Source organism: Arthrobacter sp. SLBN-112 (assembly GCF_006715225.1).
In the GTDB taxonomy this organism is placed as follows: Bacteria; Actinomycetota; Actinomycetes; order Actinomycetales; family Micrococcaceae; genus Arthrobacter.
In genome coordinates this window covers 3,944,428-3,961,844 of the sequence record NZ_VFMU01000001.1, presented here as the reverse complement: position 1 = coordinate 3,961,844, position 17,417 = coordinate 3,944,428, and the positions used below count along the sequence as shown (strand labels likewise).

Annotated in this window: 15 protein-coding genes; 9 read left to right on the top strand and 6 right to left on the bottom strand. The window is 67.0% G+C overall.

Annotation, left to right across the window (positions count from 1 at the left end; all coding sequences use genetic code 11):
* Positions 1 to 74: 74 nt before the first annotated feature.
* The 5 genes from FBY33_RS18195 (at position 75) to FBY33_RS18175 (ending at position 5,489) form a co-directional block, all read left to right on the top strand.
* A complete protein-coding gene (locus FBY33_RS18195) occupies positions 75 to 1,166 on the top strand; it encodes an ABC transporter permease (RefSeq protein WP_142031737.1) in 1,092 nt (363 codons plus the stop codon).
* Between the two features lies 1 nt (position 1,167).
* Complete coding sequence (locus FBY33_RS18190) at positions 1,168 to 2,184, top strand: ABC transporter permease (protein ID WP_142031736.1); 1,017 nt, start codon at positions 1,168 to 1,170, stop codon at positions 2,182 to 2,184.
* A complete protein-coding gene (locus FBY33_RS18185) occupies positions 2,181 to 3,896 on the top strand; it encodes an ABC transporter ATP-binding protein (RefSeq protein ID WP_142031735.1) in 1,716 nt (571 codons plus the stop codon). Before FBY33_RS18190 ends, FBY33_RS18185 begins: the two co-directional genes overlap by 4 nt.
* Positions 3,897 to 3,999: 103 nt before the next feature.
* Positions 4,000 to 4,407, top strand: coding sequence for a chorismate mutase (locus FBY33_RS18180; protein WP_056334802.1), 408 nt, complete (start codon positions 4,000 to 4,002; stop codon positions 4,405 to 4,407).
* Between the two features lie 74 nt (positions 4,408 to 4,481).
* Positions 4,482 to 5,489: a hypothetical protein gene (locus FBY33_RS18175; RefSeq protein WP_142031734.1), complete on the top strand. Its 1,008-nt coding sequence runs from the start codon at positions 4,482 to 4,484 to the stop codon at positions 5,487 to 5,489.
* Between the two features lie 2 nt (positions 5,490 to 5,491).
* On the opposite strand, the gene FBY33_RS18170 is transcribed toward FBY33_RS18175, so the two are convergent.
* The 6 genes from FBY33_RS18170 to FBY33_RS18145 are packed head-to-tail and all read right to left on the bottom strand — an operon-like array spanning position 5,492 to position 11,859.
* Positions 5,492 to 6,205 (bottom strand): DUF4166 domain-containing protein, encoded by a 714-nt coding sequence (locus tag FBY33_RS18170; RefSeq protein WP_142031733.1) that lies wholly within the window; start codon positions 6,203 to 6,205, stop codon positions 5,492 to 5,494.
* Positions 6,206 to 6,251: 46 nt separating this feature from the next.
* Positions 6,252 to 7,544, bottom strand: a complete 1,293-nt coding sequence (locus tag FBY33_RS18165) for a DUF58 domain-containing protein (RefSeq protein WP_142031732.1) — start codon at positions 7,542 to 7,544, stop codon at positions 6,252 to 6,254.
* Positions 7,544 to 8,539 (bottom strand): AAA family ATPase, encoded by a 996-nt coding sequence (locus tag FBY33_RS18160; protein WP_142031731.1) that lies wholly within the window; start codon positions 8,537 to 8,539, stop codon positions 7,544 to 7,546. The genes FBY33_RS18165 and FBY33_RS18160 overlap by 1 nt, the downstream gene beginning before the upstream one ends.
* The gene (locus FBY33_RS18155; RefSeq protein ID WP_142031730.1) at positions 8,536 to 9,738 is read right to left on the bottom strand and encodes a DUF4350 domain-containing protein; all 1,203 of its coding nucleotides are present in this window, start codon (positions 9,736 to 9,738) and stop codon (positions 8,536 to 8,538) included. Before FBY33_RS18155 ends, FBY33_RS18160 begins: the two co-directional genes overlap by 4 nt.
* Positions 9,735 to 10,373, bottom strand: a complete 639-nt coding sequence (locus tag FBY33_RS18150; RefSeq protein WP_142031729.1) for a DUF4129 domain-containing protein — start codon at positions 10,371 to 10,373, stop codon at positions 9,735 to 9,737. The genes FBY33_RS18155 and FBY33_RS18150 overlap by 4 nt, the downstream gene beginning before the upstream one ends.
* Complete coding sequence (locus FBY33_RS18145) at positions 10,363 to 11,859, bottom strand: DUF7847 domain-containing protein (RefSeq protein WP_235010612.1); 1,497 nt, start codon at positions 11,857 to 11,859, stop codon at positions 10,363 to 10,365. The genes FBY33_RS18150 and FBY33_RS18145 overlap by 11 nt, the downstream gene beginning before the upstream one ends.
* Before the next feature lie 181 nt (positions 11,860 to 12,040).
* Here FBY33_RS18145 and mtrA point away from each other — a divergent pair, with 181 nt between their 5' ends.
* From mtrA to FBY33_RS18125, 4 genes are all read left to right on the top strand, one after another.
* Positions 12,041 to 12,715 carry an MtrAB system response regulator MtrA gene (mtrA, locus tag FBY33_RS18140; RefSeq protein ID WP_056334824.1) on the top strand — a complete coding sequence of 225 codons (675 nt, stop codon included), beginning with the start codon at positions 12,041 to 12,043 and terminating at the stop codon, positions 12,713 to 12,715.
* A gap of 127 nt (positions 12,716 to 12,842) precedes the next feature.
* The gene (gene mtrB, locus FBY33_RS18135) at positions 12,843 to 14,615 is read left to right on the top strand and encodes an MtrAB system histidine kinase MtrB (RefSeq protein ID WP_442858353.1); all 1,773 of its coding nucleotides are present in this window, start codon (positions 12,843 to 12,845) and stop codon (positions 14,613 to 14,615) included.
* The gene (locus tag FBY33_RS18130) at positions 14,612 to 16,327 is read left to right on the top strand and encodes an LpqB family beta-propeller domain-containing protein (RefSeq protein WP_142031727.1); all 1,716 of its coding nucleotides are present in this window, start codon (positions 14,612 to 14,614) and stop codon (positions 16,325 to 16,327) included. Before mtrB ends, FBY33_RS18130 begins: the two co-directional genes overlap by 4 nt.
* A gap of 113 nt (positions 16,328 to 16,440) precedes the next feature.
* A complete protein-coding gene (locus FBY33_RS18125) occupies positions 16,441 to 17,409 on the top strand; it encodes a ComF family protein (protein WP_142031726.1) in 969 nt (322 codons plus the stop codon).
* The last annotated feature ends 8 nt before the right edge of the window (positions 17,410 to 17,417 follow it).

The following is a 17,417-nucleotide window of genomic DNA, read 5'->3' as shown; positions in this document are numbered from 1 at the left end:
GTCCCGCCTTTTGCCGGTCATCAGCCAGCACCGAGGGGACTGCTGGCTCCCGGTCACCACGAATCCAGGTACCGATGACAACTTTGATTGACGCGCCGCCCACTGACGCGGACGCACTCCTACCACCCAGGAAAAAGCCGGGAGGCGGAGGACTGGGCCAGTACATCCTGGTCCGTTTCCTGCTGATCTTCCCAACCATCCTCATCCTGGTCACCATGGTGTTCTTCCTCATGCGGATCACCGGCGACCCCATTACGGCCGCCATGGGCGGCCGGCTGCCTCCGGACCAGCTGCAGCAACGCATCCACGCTGCCGGCTACGACCGGCCGCTGTTCGTCCAGTACTTCGAATACCTGGGCCAACTGGCCACGGGCAACTTCGGCACCACCCTCTCGGATAACCGCAAGGTCACCGAGATGCTCACCACCTACGGTTCCGCCACCTTGGAGTTGTCCGTTAACGCCCTCATCATCGCGCTGCTGGTAGGCATCCCGCTGGGCATGATCGCGGCCCAGCGGCGCGACCACCTGCCGGACGCAGTGCTCCGGATCCTGGCCATCCTGTTCTACGCCACCCCGGTCTTCTTCGCCGGCATGCTGCTCAAGCTGGTGTTCTCAGTCTGGCTGGGCTGGCTTCCGGTGGCCGGCCGCGCGGGGACAAGGACGGAACTGTCCCTCACCGCGCTGGAAGCGCCCACCGGCATCTACTGGCTGGACGCCCTGCGCAGTGGGAACATGGCGGCCTTCAGCGACGTGATGTCCCACGCGGTCCTTCCGGCGCTGGCCCTGGGCCTCCTGACCGCAGGTGTCTTCCTGCGCCTGGTCAGGACCAACGTCATCGGCACCCTCGGAAAGGATTACGTCGAGGCGGGCCGCTCACGCGGCGTCAGCGAGTTCCGGCTGGTGACCAAGCACGCCTACAAACCGGCGCTGATCCCCATCATCACGGTGATGGGCCTGCAAATCGCCGTGATGCTTGGCGGCGCAGTGCTCACGGAAACCACCTTCGAGTGGAAGGGCCTTGGGTTCCAACTGGCCAATTACCTCACGGCGCGCGACTTCGTGGCCGTCCAGGGCATCGTGGTGCTGCTGGCCGTCATCGTCGCCGTCACCAACTTCATCGTGGACATCATTGCCGCGCTGATCGACCCCCGCGTGAGGTACTGACATGACTGCAGAGACACCCCTGGAACCCGTCGCCAACCCGCGGGCACCCTTCTTCCGGCGGCTGCCCGTGGTTTCCCACTTCAACAAAAGCGTCGGCCTGCAGCGCTTCATGCTGGTGGTGGGGCTCGTCCTTACCGGCATCTTCCTGCTCACGGCAATGGCGGCACCGCTGCTGGCGCCCTATGGCTTCGCACAGCTGTCGGATGCCGACGGGAGCTTCCCCACGCAGCAGGCGCCCGGCGGCAAGCACCTCCTCGGTACCACCGTGGGCGGGTATGACGTCCTGTCGCGGGTGATCTGGGGCACGCAAACAGCGCTGCTGGTCATCATCGTAGCCGTGGTCCTCTCCATCTTCGCCGGCGTCATCCTCGGCCTGGTGAGCGGATACATCGGCGGATGGCTGGACCGGATCCTGGTAGTGGTGGCGGACGCGATCTACGCCTTCCCCTCACTGCTCGTCGCAATCGTCATGGCAATCGTCATCAGCGGCGGCCAGTCCAGCTTGCTGGGCGGGATCCTGGCCGCCGCCATCTCCATCACGGTGGTGTTCATCCCGCAATATTTCCGGGTGATCCGTGCCGAGACCATCCGCCTCAAGGCCGAACCCTTCGTCGAATCAGCCAAGGTGGTGGGTGCGTCGAACATCCGCATCATGACCCGGCACATCTACCGCAACGCCACCCGGACACTGCCGCTGATCTTCACCCTCAACGCGTCCGAATCCATCCTGACCCTGGCAGGCCTTGGCTTCCTCGGCTTCGGCATCGAGCCAAGTTCGGCAGCCGAATGGGGCTTTGACCTGAACAAGGCGCTCGCAGACACCACGTCAGGCATCTGGTGGACCGGCCTGTTCCCGGGCATCGCCATCGTCTGGACAGTCCTCGGGCTGACGCTGGTGGGGGAAAGCATCAACGACTTGAACGATCCGCGCCTCCGCGGCCGCAGGCGGACCGGTGGCGGCAGTTCACCAGCGCCAGTGACCACCGAGGCCCTCGGCGCAGAAGTGAGGACGTCATGACCATCAACATTGATCCTTTGCCCAACCAGGGCACTGACGGCGGCCGGCGGGTTCTTGACATCGACCACCTCAAGGTTACTTTCGCCACCGACGTCGGTGATGTCCGGGCAGTCAAGGATGTGAGCCTCGACGTCAGGAAAGGCGAGGTCCTGGCCATCGTGGGCGAGTCAGGCTCCGGTAAGACGGTGACCGCCAAAACCATCCTGGGCTTGCTGCCCGAAACCGCCAGCAGCTCCGGCACGGTGCTGATCAATGGCGCCGATGTCATTAGCGTCAGCGCCGCCAAGCTGCGCCAGATCCGCGGCCGGGACGTCGCCATGGTGTTCCAGGAACCGTCCACGGCACTGAACCCGGTGTTCACGGTGGGCTGGCAAATCGCCGAAGGCATCCGCGCCCACGCCGCCAGCGAGGGCGCAAGGCGCGTTTCGAAGAAGGAGGCGAAAACGCGGGCCATCGACGCGCTCCGAAAAGTGGGGATCCCCGACCCCGAACACCGCGTCAACTACTACCCGCACCAGTTTTCAGGTGGGCAAAAGCAGCGCGTGGTGATCGCCGCGGCGCTGGCCCTGAATCCTGGACTCATTGTGGCCGACGAGCCCACCACGGCCCTGGACGTCACAGTCCAGGCCGAGATCCTGGAGCTGCTGCGGGACCTGCGCGACAAGTACGGAACATCGATCGTGCTGATCACGCACAACATGGGCGTGGTGGCGGACCTGGCGGACCGCGTGGTGGTGATGTACCAGGGCGACATTGTGGAGGAGGCCCCGGCGAAGACCTTGTTCGCTGAACCGCGGCAGGAGTACACCCGCAACCTCCTTGCTGCCGTGCCGCACCTGGGCCGCAACTCGGCATCGGAGGGCCTTACCGAACGGCCCCACCAGGACGAGGAAATCCTGGTGGCTGCTGACAACCTGGTGATTGAGTATCCCGGACGGCTCGGCACGCCCGCGTTCAAAGCCGTGGACGGGGTCAGCTTCACCTTGTCCAGGGGTGAGGTGTTTGGACTGGTGGGGGAGTCCGGGTCCGGGAAGACCACCATCGGGCGGGCCATCGCCGGGCTTAACCGGACTACCGGGGGCAGCCTCAAGGTGCTGGGCTACGAGATGCTCAACCTTCGGGAACGCACCTTCAAGCCGCTCCGGAAGGACATTGGCTTCGTGTTCCAGGACCCGGCCGCGTCGTTTAACCCGCAGCTGACCATTGGCGAGTGCATCGCCGAGCCGATGCTCATCCATACCCGGCCAAGCGATGCCCAGGCGCGCAAACGCGTCGGTGAGCTGCTGGAATCCGTCCAGTTGCCGGCGTCGTACGCGGGCCGGTATCCGCACGAACTGTCCGGCGGCCAACGGCAGCGGGCATCACTGGCGCGGGCGTTAAGCCTGAACCCCCGGCTGCTGATAGCGGATGAGCCGACGTCGGCCCTGGACGTTTCGGTCCAGGCAAAGGTCCTGGAGCTGTTCCGGGACATCCAGGAGGAGTTTGGGTTCGGCTGCCTGTTCATCAGCCACGATCTGGCCGTGGTGGACATCCTGTCCTCCTGGGTGGGCGTCCTGTACAAAGGCAAGATGGTGGAGCAGGGGATCGGCAGCCAGATCATGGGAAACCCGCAGCATGACTACACGCGCCGGCTGATCGCCTCCCTGCCGGTGCCGGATCCGGCCGAACAGGCTAAACGGCGGGAGGAGCACCGGGCGCTCCTGGGCATCTGACCCGGGAGGAGATCCGTGAAGTGTGAAGCGCCGGAGCCGGCGAACGGCCGGCACCGGCGCTTCACACCCGCGTCGATTCCATCGGCTCCCATAGACTGGAACCATGACGCAGCACAACCCCACCTCTCCCGGCTCCGACGATTTTGATCCATCCGCCAGCTCGCTGGCAGGCCACGTGGACGATTCGGTGATGGCTGAACTGCTGTCCATCCGTTCCAGCATCGACAACATCGATGCCACCCTGGTGTACCTCCTCGCCGAGCGCTTCAAGGCCACGCAAAAAGTGGGTTTCCTGAAGGCAACGCACCGCCTCCCGGCCGGCGATCCAGGACGTGAAGCGGCCCAGATCGCACGGCTGCGCCGCCTCGCGGAGGACGCCCACCTCGACCCGGCATTCGCGGAGAAGTTCCTCAACTTCATCATCGGCGAGGTGATCCGCCATCACGAGGCCATCGCCGAAGACCACCAGGCCTCGTCCGGCCAGCAGCCGCAGACCTCCGCACTGGCGTGAGCCGGGAACAGCAGCAACCGGAGCCTGACCGGCGTCCGGCCGTAGCGCCTGTCAAGGAAGCCGCAGCCAAGGAAGTGACGGCCACCGGTCTGGGTCCATGGCCGGGCGATGACCCGCTCGAAGCCGCCCGGATCATCCGCGGCGAACTCGGCAGTCCGCACCTGCCATTCCTCGCCGAACTGCCCCAGCGCGGCGTCGGTTCCGATGCCGTGGGCCGCACCGCCTCGCTCCTGGAAGAGCTGGCGGTGGACGTCCAGCCCTACGGATGGCGGCTGGTTGACCGCCCCGGCAAGGACATGCATCGGGCAGCGTCGGCACTGTCCACCGACCTGAACGTCCTCGCTGACGTGGCCGGGGCCGAGGACGTATCCGCTGGTGAACTGAAGGTCCAGCTGGCGGGACCGCTCAGTCTTGCCGCCGGCCTGCATCTGCATAACGGGGAGCGCGCCCTGCTGGACTACGGCGCCCGCCGGGATATCGCCGCGTCCCTTGCCGCGGGGGTGGGGGGCTACCTTCGCCGGGTGGCCGCCGCGGTCCCGGGTGCCCGCCTGGTGGTGCAGGTGGACGAGCCCGACATCGCCGCCGTGCTGGCCGGAACCATACCCACGTCCAGCGGATACCGCACCCTCCGCGCCGTACCCGCATCAGAAGCACGCGAGTCCTGGCGTCTGGTCCTGGATGCCCTGCGCTCTGCCGGTGCAGCTGAAGTTGTCGTGTCCTGCCCTGAAATCGAAGCGCCGATCGAGCTGGCTCTGGCCGCCGGTGCGGACGGCATCGCGCTGCCTCTTAAGGCATTGACCAACCGGCAGTGGGAGCACGTGGCCGCGGCGGTGGAGGCAGGCAAACAGTTCTGGGCGGGTGCGCTGGACGTGCCGGCCGGCGGTTCGCTGCCCCGGGTTGCCGACTGCGTGGAATCGGTATGGCGTCCATGGCGCCAGCTGGGTCTTCCGCCGTCGTTGCTCGGCGCCATCCGGGTGACCCCGGCAGCCGGCCTGGCAGAGCACTCACCAGCGCGGGCCACGGCCGTCCTGGGCAGGCTCACCCAGGTAGCCGACGGCCTGAACCAGCAGGCGCTGGGATAGGGCTACACCCTGTTCTCCCAACGGTCCGGCTGGGCGTAGCGGGGCAGGTAGCTTTGGGCGGAACTGCCGCCGGTATAGGTGCGGAGCCGGTAATCAAAGGCCCCGGCGTACACCAGGACCAGACCGATCTGGGGCTGGATGACCTTCACCTGGATGCGGTGCCGGCCGTTGCTGCCCTCGGCAGGATCCCACCACTGTTCGGCGTAGGCTTTGGCGTCCAGGGCTGCCGGAAGCGGCACCCGGAGCGGGCCCAGGAAGAGCCGCGACGCCTCTGACACGCCGCGCAGCCTTCCCCCGGCGGTAACGCTCAAATTCAGGTCGGTCACCAGGCGCCGGTAGCGCCCAACGTAGTCCACCAGTTGGGTGCTGCCACCCCGGTTGGTGACGCTGGTGGTGTCCTGGAAAAGCCGCGTGCGTTCCGGGAAGCGGATCTCGCGGCGGGCGGTAAGGCTGGATCGACCGAACGGATCCTGGTGCGCGTGGTTCTCGATCCGGAACGGGACGTTCTCCCCATACTCAGGGAAAAAGGCCTCTTCACCCCCGGTGAGCCGCAGCAAAGGGCGCAGCCACCGCTGGCGGCAGCCCACGACGTCGAAAGTTCCTTCCCCGACGCCGTACTGTCCGGATCCCGGGACCAGCGAGAAGTACTCCTGGAGTTCAGGCTGCAGCCGGGAGAATTCCCCGCCCAGGGCCTGCTGGTAGATCGGGACGTTCATGAAGTGGACCTCCTGTTGCCTGTGGAGCAGCGACTGCCTTTGGGTTTCACAATCTACCCGCAGCCTTGAGCCTGATGTACATGTCTGCAAGCCTTGGCGGCAAGTCGTGTGGCTCGGCATCCACCACTTCCACCCCGTAGCGGCGCAGCTCGGCCGTCACCGCCGCCCGCTGGAGGAGGGCCCGCTCGGCCGCAGCCGCGCGGAACACCGCCGTGGCATCGTTGCGGTCGCCGAGCATGGCGCCCAGCTGGGGATCGCGGACGGCCGCCACTACTACGACATGCTGGCGTGCCAGGCGTTCCGCCGCGGGCAGCAGGCCTTCTTCCGGCGCCCCGCTGTCCAGTGACGTCAGCAGCACCACGAGGGACCGGTGCGCCGAAACCGCACGGACCTCGGCGGGGACGGCAGGCCAATCCATCTCGATCAGTTCGGCCTCCAGGGGCGCCATGGCCTGGACCAGCCGGCCCAGGATGGTGCCCTGCCCGGCAGAGCCGGCCCGCGCCCTGGTCCTGCGGTCGAATGCCACAAAGTCCACCCGGTCGCCACCCCGTTCGGCCAGAACTCCCAGAAGGAGCGCAGCCTCGATCCCGGTGTCCAGTCGGGTTTCGTCCAGGATCCTGGCTGCGGCGGTACGGGATGTATCCAGGACCATCACCACGCGGCGGTCCCGTTCCGGGCGCCAGGTCCGGACGACGACGGCGGAGCGCCGGGCGGTGGCGCGCCAGTCGATGGAGCGCACGTCGTCGCCGCGGACGTAATCCCGCAGTGAATCGAACTCGGTGCCGGCGCCGCGGATCTGGACGGCGGCCTTCCCGTCGAGTTCGCGCAACTTCCGCAGCTTCGAGGGCAGGTGGCGCCGGGAATGGAAGGGTGGCAGCACCCGCACCGAGCCCGGACATTCGATGGTCCTCTGGCGGGCTGCCAGGCCCATCGGGCCAAAGGAACGCAACGTCACATGCGGCGCGGCAAGGTCACCACGGCGGACCGGCCGGAGCCGGACGGCGAACCGCCTTCCTTCGCCGGCCGGGACGTCCATGTCCTGGACGGGGTCGAGGGCGCCTGCGGACGGTTGCCACCCATCCCTGAACGTTCCCCGAAGCCGCCTGGTGCCGCCGTTGCGGACCGTGAGCACGGCTTCCACGGCGTTGTTGAGCGTGACGTTCTCCGGCTCGGCACGCGTCACAGCGACCTGCCGGAGGGATCCCGAAAAAAGCAGATCGGCACTCAACAACGCCACGAGCAGCGCGATTGTGGCTACTGCGGTCAGCCATCCCGGGAACAGCAGTACCGGTACCAGGCCCAGCAGCACCAGCGCCACGAAGCGACCGGAGATGGCCATCAGCGCGGAACGGGGACGGAAGCGAGGATGCTGCCCAGGACGTCGTCCACCCTGACCCCGTCCATCTGCGCTTCGGGCTGCAGCGCCACCCGGTGCCGCAGGCAGGGCAGGGCCAGCGCCTTGACATCGTCCGGGGTGACGAAAGGCCGGCCGGAGAGCCAGGCCCACGCCCTTGAGGTGTTGAGCAGGGCTGTGGCCCCGCGGGGTGAGACGCCAAGCTGGAATGACGGAGCTGAACGGGTGGCGCGCACCAGATCAACGATGTAGCCGATAATCTCCGGTTCCACCGCTACCCGGGCCACTGCCTCCCGTGCCCGTTCCAGGTCCTCCGCGCCGGCCACCGCCCGGACGCCGGCTGCTGCCAAATCCCGTGGGTCGAACCCCGCCGCATGGCGGCGGATGACCTCGATCTCCTCCCCGCGTCCGGGCAGCGGCATGGTGAGCTTGAGCAGGAACCGGTCCAGCTGTGCCTCCGGCAGGGGATAGGTCCCCTCGTACTCCACGGGATTCTGGGTGGCCGCCACCAGGAACGGCGCCGGCAGCCGCCGGGACACGCCGTCCACAGACACCTGCCGCTCTTCCATGGCTTCCAGGAGCGAGGCCTGCGTCTTCGGAGGGGTCCGGTTGATCTCATCCGCCAGCAGGAGGTTGGTGAAGACCGGTCCCTCCCGGAAACTGAATTCGGAGGTGTGCGAGTCGTAGACCAGCGAGCCGGTGACATCGCCCGGCATGAGATCGGGGGTGAACTGCACGCGCTTGGTGTCCAGGGTCAGTGCTGAGGACAGTGCCCGGACCAGCAGGGTCTTTGCAACACCGGGGACGCCCTCCAGCAGCACATGGCCCTGGGAAAGCAGGGCAATCAGGAGGCCGGTGACGGTGGCGTCCTGTCCCACCACCGCCTTGGCCACCTCCCGGCGGACGGCAAGCAGCGCCCGCCGTGCGCCGTCGTCGTCCATCGGGTTAAGGACCTGCTGGCTACTGCTCTGTTCACTCATCGGATCTTGACCTCTTTCTCGAGTTTGTCCAGGGCCTGCGACCAGGCAACCAGCCGGGCCTCGCTGGTGGGGCGTTCGTTGACGACTGCACGGATTTCGCCGGCATCCCGATCCAGGAGCCGGGCCGCCGCGGAGATCGTCTCCTCAGCGGTGGCGGCCGGGCCCATCCGCAGCTTCCCGGAAAGCCGCACCAGCAGCCCGGCCCGGAGATTGTCGCGGGCCTGGTCAATCGCGCGGGAGTCCTGGTAAAGCCGGGCGCGTCCCTCCGCCGTCTCAACGGCCTTGACCACCACCGGCAACGGCTCGAATACCAGGGGGCCATGGCGGCGGCCCCGCCACACGACGGCCGTTGCCGCGACCAGGAGCAGCCAGGGGCCCAGGAAGCGGGCCCAGTCCGGCGCAAGGTCATCGAGCGTTTCACCGGTTCCGCTGACTGCTGCATCCGCAATCGAGGGCAGGTACCAGACCAGGTCCGGCGAGGAGCCGAGCATCCTTATTGCCAGCGCCGCGTTTCCCAGTTCGTCCAGCCTTTCGTTGCCCAGGACTGCCGTGCTGCCCAGCACGGCCAGACGGCCGTCGCGGCTGACGGCAAGCATCCCGGCGGTTCCTGCTGCCCGGAAGCAGGACATGCCGCCGTCGTAGACAAATGCTCCTTGCCCGGTGACTTGCCCTGCAGCCTGTGCATCAGGGTGGGAACAGCCGGGGTCAAGGACCTGGAAGGCATCGGGGACAACGCCTGCCTGGCGGATGCCGCTGTCAAGCGCGGTCAGGGTCTCCAGGCGGGGGGAAACCACCACCACGCGCTCCGCCTCCGCTTTCAGGCGGGTCAACTGCTGCGCATCCAGGATGCCGTTCCGGTCGTAGAGCAGGAGCGTGGGGGAGGAGCCGGCGCGCAGGTCCTCAAGCGCTGCGTCGAACCGGTCCGGGCTGTGGACGGAAACCCCGTGCCTGCCAAGGATCTTGCCCAGCGCCTTGGCTCCATTTGGCGCGGGATTGTGGACCGAGAGGGGAACGGCGTCACCCTTGGGAGCGAGTTGCGTGCCCACGACCAGGGCCAGCGCCGCGGCCACCACCACTCCCGCTGCGCTCACGCCACGGTGCCGCCGCAGCCAACCCTGCATTGTCCGGGCACCAGGCGTGGACCCGGTGGCCTCATCAGTATCCCGGCGCTTTTCGCCGGCGGTGGGAAGCCCGGTCATGGCAGGGCCACCCCGGCGCCGGTGGGGGCAGGCTTCATGGCGTCCAGGATGGTGTCAAGCTCCACCATCTCCTGGTAGTCGCGGCTGCCCGCCGCCCTGTTTCCATAGCGGATCCCGTCGAAAGTGGCCGCTGCCCGGGCCAGGCGCATGGATTCGCTGCTGAAGGGAACGGACAAGGCCCGGGCTGCTTCGTCAGCGGTCCTGCCTGGCTGGGGATCAAGGATGGTCCGGTCTTCGGCGCTGCGGACCACGGCACGGAAACGGTCGACGACGGCGTCCCCCCACTGTCCGCCCGCGGCCGCCGCTTCCGCGCGCTTCCGGTAGTCCGCGGCGGCCATGGCGGTTTCCCTTTCGAAGACGTCGTTGGCCTGCCGGACCCGCGCGTTCAGCCGGGGGCGGGCCAGGATGACGGCAGCCGCGATGACGGCGGCAATGACCAGGGCGATGACCGGGCTGGGCACCGGCGCAGCCTCCCCGGGCGAACCATCGAGGGACTGCAGCCACTCCAGGAAGTTCCGCCACAGGCTGTCCAGCCAGGACGGGGCGGCGTCCCGGTACTCCTGTTTGGCCAGTTCCTCCGCTGCCCAGCGCCGTGCCTCCCCGGCGTCGGGAAGCACGGGTGGTTCAGCGGCCATACGGCCATGCTCCCGGCGCCGCTCCGTATCCGGGGTACGGGGTGCTTCCGCCCTGGGCATTCCGCCCCGGGATGCCGCCAGGATCCGCGCCGGTTTCCAGTTCGCGAAGCAGCACGATGTCCAGCCCGTCCTTGCGCATCCGCAGGTCCATGTAGAGCAATGCCATGACAGACGTCTGGAAGGCGTAGCCCACCGCACCCACCAGGGCACCCACCACCGCAGTAATGATGCCGATGGCAACGGACAGCGAGGCGTCCTGTCCGCCGCCGCCGTGTGGCGAGACGACCCCCGACAGCACCGAGGGCAGGAGGCTTGCAGGGATCAGGACCACCTGCGTGATGACGGCGACCAGGATGCCCACCACCAGGGTGATGCCAAGGATCCGCCACCAGTTTGCCCGGGTCAGTTCCCACGAGCGGCGAAGCCCGGCAAAAGCGCCGAGTTCTTCGATGACGACGGCGGCAGGCGCCACCATGAGCTTTATCGCCACCCAGAGGAACACTGCGACGAAGCCCATCATCAGCGGGATGACCAGCAGTGCGCCCGCTCCACGGACATTGGAGAACAGGAGCACGATGACGACGACGAAAACCACCATCGTGGCTATAGCCGCTGCCACCAGCACCGCCGCCAGCCTGACCAGCGCCCCGATCCGTGACCGCACCAGCGACAACATGCGGCGGAAGCCGGTGGGCCGGTTCAGCACGGACCGGGCCACGGGCACCACCATGGCGCCCTGGAGGACAACGGACATGAACACGGACAGGATGGACAGCAGGACAAAGGTAGCCATCAGCCCGATCCCCACGGACGCGATGTCGGCGTTGCTCGCGGTCTCCGCCCAGGCTTCCACGGACCCGGATGACGTCGCAACGAATCCTGTCAGCACCGCCGCGAGGATTGCCGACAGGGACTGCGCCAGGAGGCCGGCGCCGAGCATCGCCTTGGCATTGCGCCTGATGGCCTGGAACGAACCGTCCAGGATTTCGCCGAACATCAGTGGCCGCAAGGGAATGATCCCTGGCTTGGGCGGAGCGGTATACCGGGGCTGTTGGGAGGGCCAGGCCCCGTAGGAACCGCCGGGATATGGGGAGCCGTCGTAGCGCGGCCCGTCATAGGGGGATCCCCTGTGGGGCTGGCCGCTGTATCCCTGGCTTTTATAGGACTGCCCACCGGATGGCGCGGGACCGTAATGGGGGCCGCCAGCTGCCTGCCCGCCGTAGGGGGAGGCGCCGGGGTACGGGTTCCCGGGGTAGGGAACATCCACGTTTAGTTGCTGTCCGGGCTGCTCCCACTTGGGCGGTTGCTGCGCGGCCGGTGATTCCTGCCCCGGAATTGGCTGCCGGCCTGCGGGCGGTGCCCACGGCTGCTCCCAGGCGGATGGCACCGGCGGATGGCCGCTTGGAGCCGCCGGCCCGCCGTCGTCCTGTCCCGCGCCTGCCGGCTCCTGCATCGGCTCCCCGGGCCCTGACTCCTGTGGTGACACTGATTCCTCCCCCAATACCGGTCCGCCTGCCCGTGCCTGGCCAACGGCCCCAAAAAGGGGCGCACCGGCCACGCGGAGCATGACCCCAAGACTATAGTTCCGGCGTCGGACGGCCTAGTGTTCCGCCATGCCGGAAGCCGCTCAACAGGACAAACCCATCCCGATAAGGGAATATATAGCTATGAAGGCACGCATTCTGGTGGTAGATGATGACGAAGCGCTGGCCGAGATGATTGGAATTGTCCTCCGTAATGACGGCTTCGAGCCGGTCTTTTGCGCTGACGGCGCCCAGGCCCTGGACGTGTTCCGGTCCTCGCGGCCAGACCTGGTCCTGCTCGACCTCATGCTTCCCGGTATGGATGGCATTGAGGTCTGCCGCCAGATCCGTGCTGAGTCGGACGTGCCCATCGTCATGCTGACCGCCAAGTCCGATACCTCCGACGTCGTCCGCGGCCTGGAATCCGGTGCTGATGACTACGTGCCGAAGCCCTTCAAGCCTGCCGAGCTGGTGGCGCGCGTGCGTGCACGCCTTCGCCCCGGGGACCAGAAGGCCCCCGAAACGCTTCGCATCGCGGACATCACCATCGACGTTGCCGGGCACACCGTCAGCCGGGGCAATGAGCGGATCTCCCTGACGCCGCTGGAGTTCGACCTCCTGGTGGCACTGGCCCGCAAGCCCTGGCAGGTCTTCACCCGCGAACTGCTGCTGGAGCAGGTCTGGGGCTACCGCCACGCCGCCGACACCCGCCTGGTCAACGTCCATGTCCAGCGCCTGCGGTCCAAGATCGAGCAGGATCCGGAAGCTCCGGAAGTCGTATTGACGGTGCGTGGTGTCGGCTACAAAGCAGGGGTCTGATCCCGCCGCGCAGGACGGGCAACCGGATCAGCGCGCAACTCCGGGCTCCGCGGATGCCGTAAAGCAGGACGGCGGCGCCCAAGGTGCGCCGGAAGCCGCTGAGGCTGCTGCCCCCGGACTCCGGCATGTGGCCTTCCGGGCAAGGATCTGGCAGCGGCGCGCCCTGATCGTGGCGCTGCGGGTGGCCAGGCTCGTCCGGACGGGAGTCCGTCGCTTCCTCCCCGGGCTGAGATATCTTGGGCGCGCCCTGCAGCGGCGTTGGCGCCGTTCACTGCAGTTCCGCACTGTCCTCACCACCTTGATGCTGGCCGTGGTTTCGTTCGCCGTGGTGGGTGCCTATCTGTCCAACCAGATCGCCAACAACCTGTTCCAGGAGCGGCTTACGCAGGCGGAGTCTGAGACGCGCTACAACGTCAAGCAGGTCCAGGAGACGTTCGACGGCGCCCAGGTCACCGACCAGTCCAGCGTCATCACCCTGGTCTACGACACCCTGAACGCGGTGGAGGGCCGGGGCTCTGTGATCCAGCGCCGCTATGTCTTTGAGGCGATGCCTGAGCAGACCAAGCCCCGGAACCGTTGGGTTGAGTCGCGGGCTTCGGACCAATTGACGGTCAGCGTGATACCCCCGGAGCTGCGCAAGGCCGTCCAGCAGTCGGGGAAGGACCAGTACTGGGCTTCCACCGTCATCCCCGTGGGAACCGAGGACCGGCCGGGGATTGCCGTGGGGAACAAGGTGACCTTTAACGGCACCGTTTACGAGCTTTACCTGATTTACGACCTGAACACAGCGCAGCAAACGCTCAACGAGATCCAAAGCGTCCTTTGGGCCGGCGGTGCGGTACTGGTCCTCCTGATCGGCGCCGTCGCCTGGTACGTCACCCGGAACGTGGTGAGCCCGGTCAGCCACGCCGCGATGGTGTCGGAGAAACTGGCAGCAGGGCAGCTGCAGGAGCGCATGGTGGTCAAGGGCGAGGACGAGGTGGCCCGTCTTGGCGCCTCCTTCAACCACATGGCCGCCAGCCTGCAGGAGCAGATCACCCAGCTGGCAACGCTCTCGCAGATGCAGCAGCGCTTTGTGTCCGATGTTTCGCACGAGCTGCGGACGCCGCTGACCACCGTGCGCATGGCGGCGGAAGTCCTGTACGACGCCCGTGATGATTTCGACCCCATCAACAAGCGGTCCGCCGAGCTGCTCTACAACCAGGTGGAGCGTTTCCAGTCCCTCCTCTCCGACCTCCTGGAAATCAGCCGCTTCGACGCCGGCGTGGCCGTGCTGGATGCTGAACCGGAAGACCTCCTCCAGGTCATTGCACACGTTATTGAAGGCGCTGCTCCGGTGGCTGCGGAATACGGGTCGGAGATCATCTACTCCGCTCCGGGGGACGCCGTGATTGTGGAAATGGACGCCCGGCGGATCGACAGGATTTTGCGCAACCTGATCCTGAACGCAGTAGAGCACGGTGAGGGCAAACCGGTGACCGTCACCCTGGCGGTGAACGAAACTGCCGTGGGCGTTGCGGTAAGGGACCACGGCATCGGAATGGACCCGACACAGGCTGCGCGGGTCTTCGACAGGTTCTGGCGCGCGGATCCTGCCAGGGCGCGCACCACAGGGGGAAGCGGGTTGGGATTGTCCATTGCCATGGAAGACACGAAGCTGCACCACGGCTGGCTGCAGGCCTGGGGGAGGAAAGGCGACGGCGCCAACTTCCGCCTGACACTTCCCTTGCGGCAGGACGAAGTCATCACCGAGTCGCCACTGCAGCTGGAACCAAAGGACGTCACCAATCCCGGTGCGCCGGGGAGCGTTCCCTTGGAACAGGACCACAAGAACATGCTGGTGCTGCAGGCGGGAGCGGCCCGGCCTGCTCCCTCGCAGGAACCCGGGGAGACATCATGAGGGCCAGCGGAAGCCAGGCGAAGTACCCGGCGGCACTGCTTGCCCTGCTGATCGTCCTCCTCTCAGGCTGCGCACGGATCCCCACCTACGGGCCGGTGGGAAAAAGCAGCGAAAGCAGCGCCGGCAACGTCAGCGCACCCGTGTTCCTCCCGGCAGCACCGCAGCCGGGGGCGTCGCCGGAGACCATCATCGACTATTTCTACCGGGCCGGCAGCGGCTACGAGGACGACTATGCGGTGGCCCGCCAATACCTGACCCAGGCGTCGGCCGTGTCCTGGAAACCGGACAAACGCGCGCTGGTATACCGGGAGGCGCGCGTTGTCCCCACCGAGACTGAAAACGTCTTCCACTATGAGCTTGATGTCTCCTACATGGTGGACGCCGACGGCATCGCCACCCAGTCGCCGCCGGGAACTGTGGAACGCATCCCGGTGACGGTGACCCAGGTGGACGGAGAATGGCGGATCTCCGCGATTCCGGACGGGACTGCCATTGCCGAAGAAACGTTCAAGGTGATCTACGGTGCCTACCCCATCTACTTCTACGACCCCACCTTCACCTACGCCATTCCTGACGTCCGCTGGTTCCTGAAGAACAAGACCGTCAAAGCCATGACCAGCGCACTGCTGGCCGGGCCGGCTCCATACCTGCGCGGCGCCGTCGCCAGTGCCTTTCCCTCAGGGATCAAGCTGGCCCGCGAATCGGTGCCGGTGGTGTCCGGGGCGGCCCAGGTGGACCTGACGGCGAAGGAGCTGACGGAAACATCCGCGGAGGACCGCCTCCGGATGCAGATGCAGCTGACCCTGACATTCCGCAGCCAGCCCGACGTTGTCAACGTTGAGCTGCGGGCCAACCAGGACCTGGTGCGCGTGGAGGACAACGGGTCCGTTCTTCCACCGGTGCTGGACAAGACCGTGCCGTCACGCCAGATCGCCATCAGCGGCAACGAACTGGTGCGGTACGAAAACAACCGCGTCTCGCCGCTGCCCGACATGCAGCCGGTGTCCGCGCTCAACCCCCGCTATCCGGCGGAATCTCCGGTGTCGCAGACGGCCGCCTTCCTCAATGACGGCCGCACCACCCTGTACAGCATCAGCCCCGGCCAGCCCGCCCGTGCCCTGACCACCCGGAGTACCCTCAGCCGGCCAACCTTCAGTATCAATGACTGGGTGTGGACGGCTGGACCCGGTGCCACTGGAGCCACGGAAGTAGTGGCTTTCCATCCGGCCGGCGTCGCAGAGGGTGCCGCCGTCCCGACCGTGACGCTGGCACCTTCCTGGCTTGCCGGCCGGACAATCAAGGAATTCCGCGTCTCGCGCGACGGCGTGCGCGCCCTGGTCATATCCGAACAAAACGGGAAGTCCAAGGTGCAGGTAACGGGCGTAATCCGTGCCGCCGACGGCACTCCGCGGGAACTGACCGCCCCCATAACCCTGGTCACCGCCACCGACCCCGACCAAGGGGTCTGGGTCAATGGCACTACCGTTGCCGTCATGAAGGGGGCTGCCGGTTCGAATGTCACGCCTGAGCTGCTGTCCCTCACGTCCGGACAGCCGCAGCAGCTTGCCCCGTGGCCGGGGCTTGTGGCCATCAGCGCGGGAAACGGCGTCGACGACATCTACGTCCAGTCGGGGGAGGGGATCTTCCAGCGCCTGGGCAATGGCTGGTCCCCGCAAATCAAGGGCCCCATCGACCCGGCGTTCCCCGGCTGACGGCCGGCCAAGGCTGCGGCGGATGATGCTTCCGTGGACCGGATGGCCTCGCTTTATCCACATAGCCACGCCCGGGCTTCCTTCCGGGGCCGGCACGGGACGACAGTGGGATTGTGAATGGCCTATTCGGCAGGACCGGCACAGCCGCTTCCGGGCATCAGGGAATCCGGAGGACGGATCCGGACCTTCAACCATCCCCACCCTGGGCGGCGCTGCACCGGGGTGAACACGAGGCAGGGCTCCTGCGCCTCATCGATTGGCTTGCCGGCGCCCTGGTGGATCTGCTGGCTCTGGCAGTCCCGGTGGACTGTGTGTGCTGCGGTGCCGAAGACAGCACGTTGTGCCCATCCTGTGCCGGCCGCATCCGCCAGCTGACCAGGCAGCCGTTCCGGGCGGAAAGCGGAGCTCCCGCACTCATGGATGTCGCCGGGACCATTATGCTTCCCGTTGTGGCCGCGGGCGTGTACCGGGACGAGCTGGCGCAGGGACTGCTGTCGTTCAAGCGGCACGGCCAGCATCAGCTTGGCAGGAGCCTTGGTCGGGCGCTCGCCGGGGCAGTCAGGGCGGCAGTCCCGGATGGCAGTGGTTTCCTGCTGATCCCCGTCCCCACCAGCACAGCGGCCTACGTCCACCGGGGGTTCAGCCCGGTCCACCTGCTCCTGAAAGAGGCGGTTCGGCAGCTTTCAGGCGTCGGTGTCGCGGACGTACTGGCCAAAACCGCCGCGTCGGGGCCTTTGCTGCCCGGCAGCCATGGATCGGGCGGCAGGAATGGTGCGGCGGGTCAAAAGGGATTGGGGAGGGGAGCCCGCTCGCAGCGCGTCCGGGGGTCGATGCGGGTCAAGCGCGGGGGCCGTGCACTGGTTGCAGGGCGCTCCTGCATCATCATCGATGACGTCCTGACAACCGGCGCCACGGTCGGTGAAGCAGCCCGCGCACTGTACCTCGCCGGCGCCAAGGTAAGGGGCGCCGTCGTGCTGGCCGCGACACGCCCACCCGACACCAAGGACCCGGGCGCCATGGCCGCCAGCCCGCTCGGGACCCACCATGACTTAGAAAAAAATAAACCGGGAAAGGATGAATAACAGGTGGC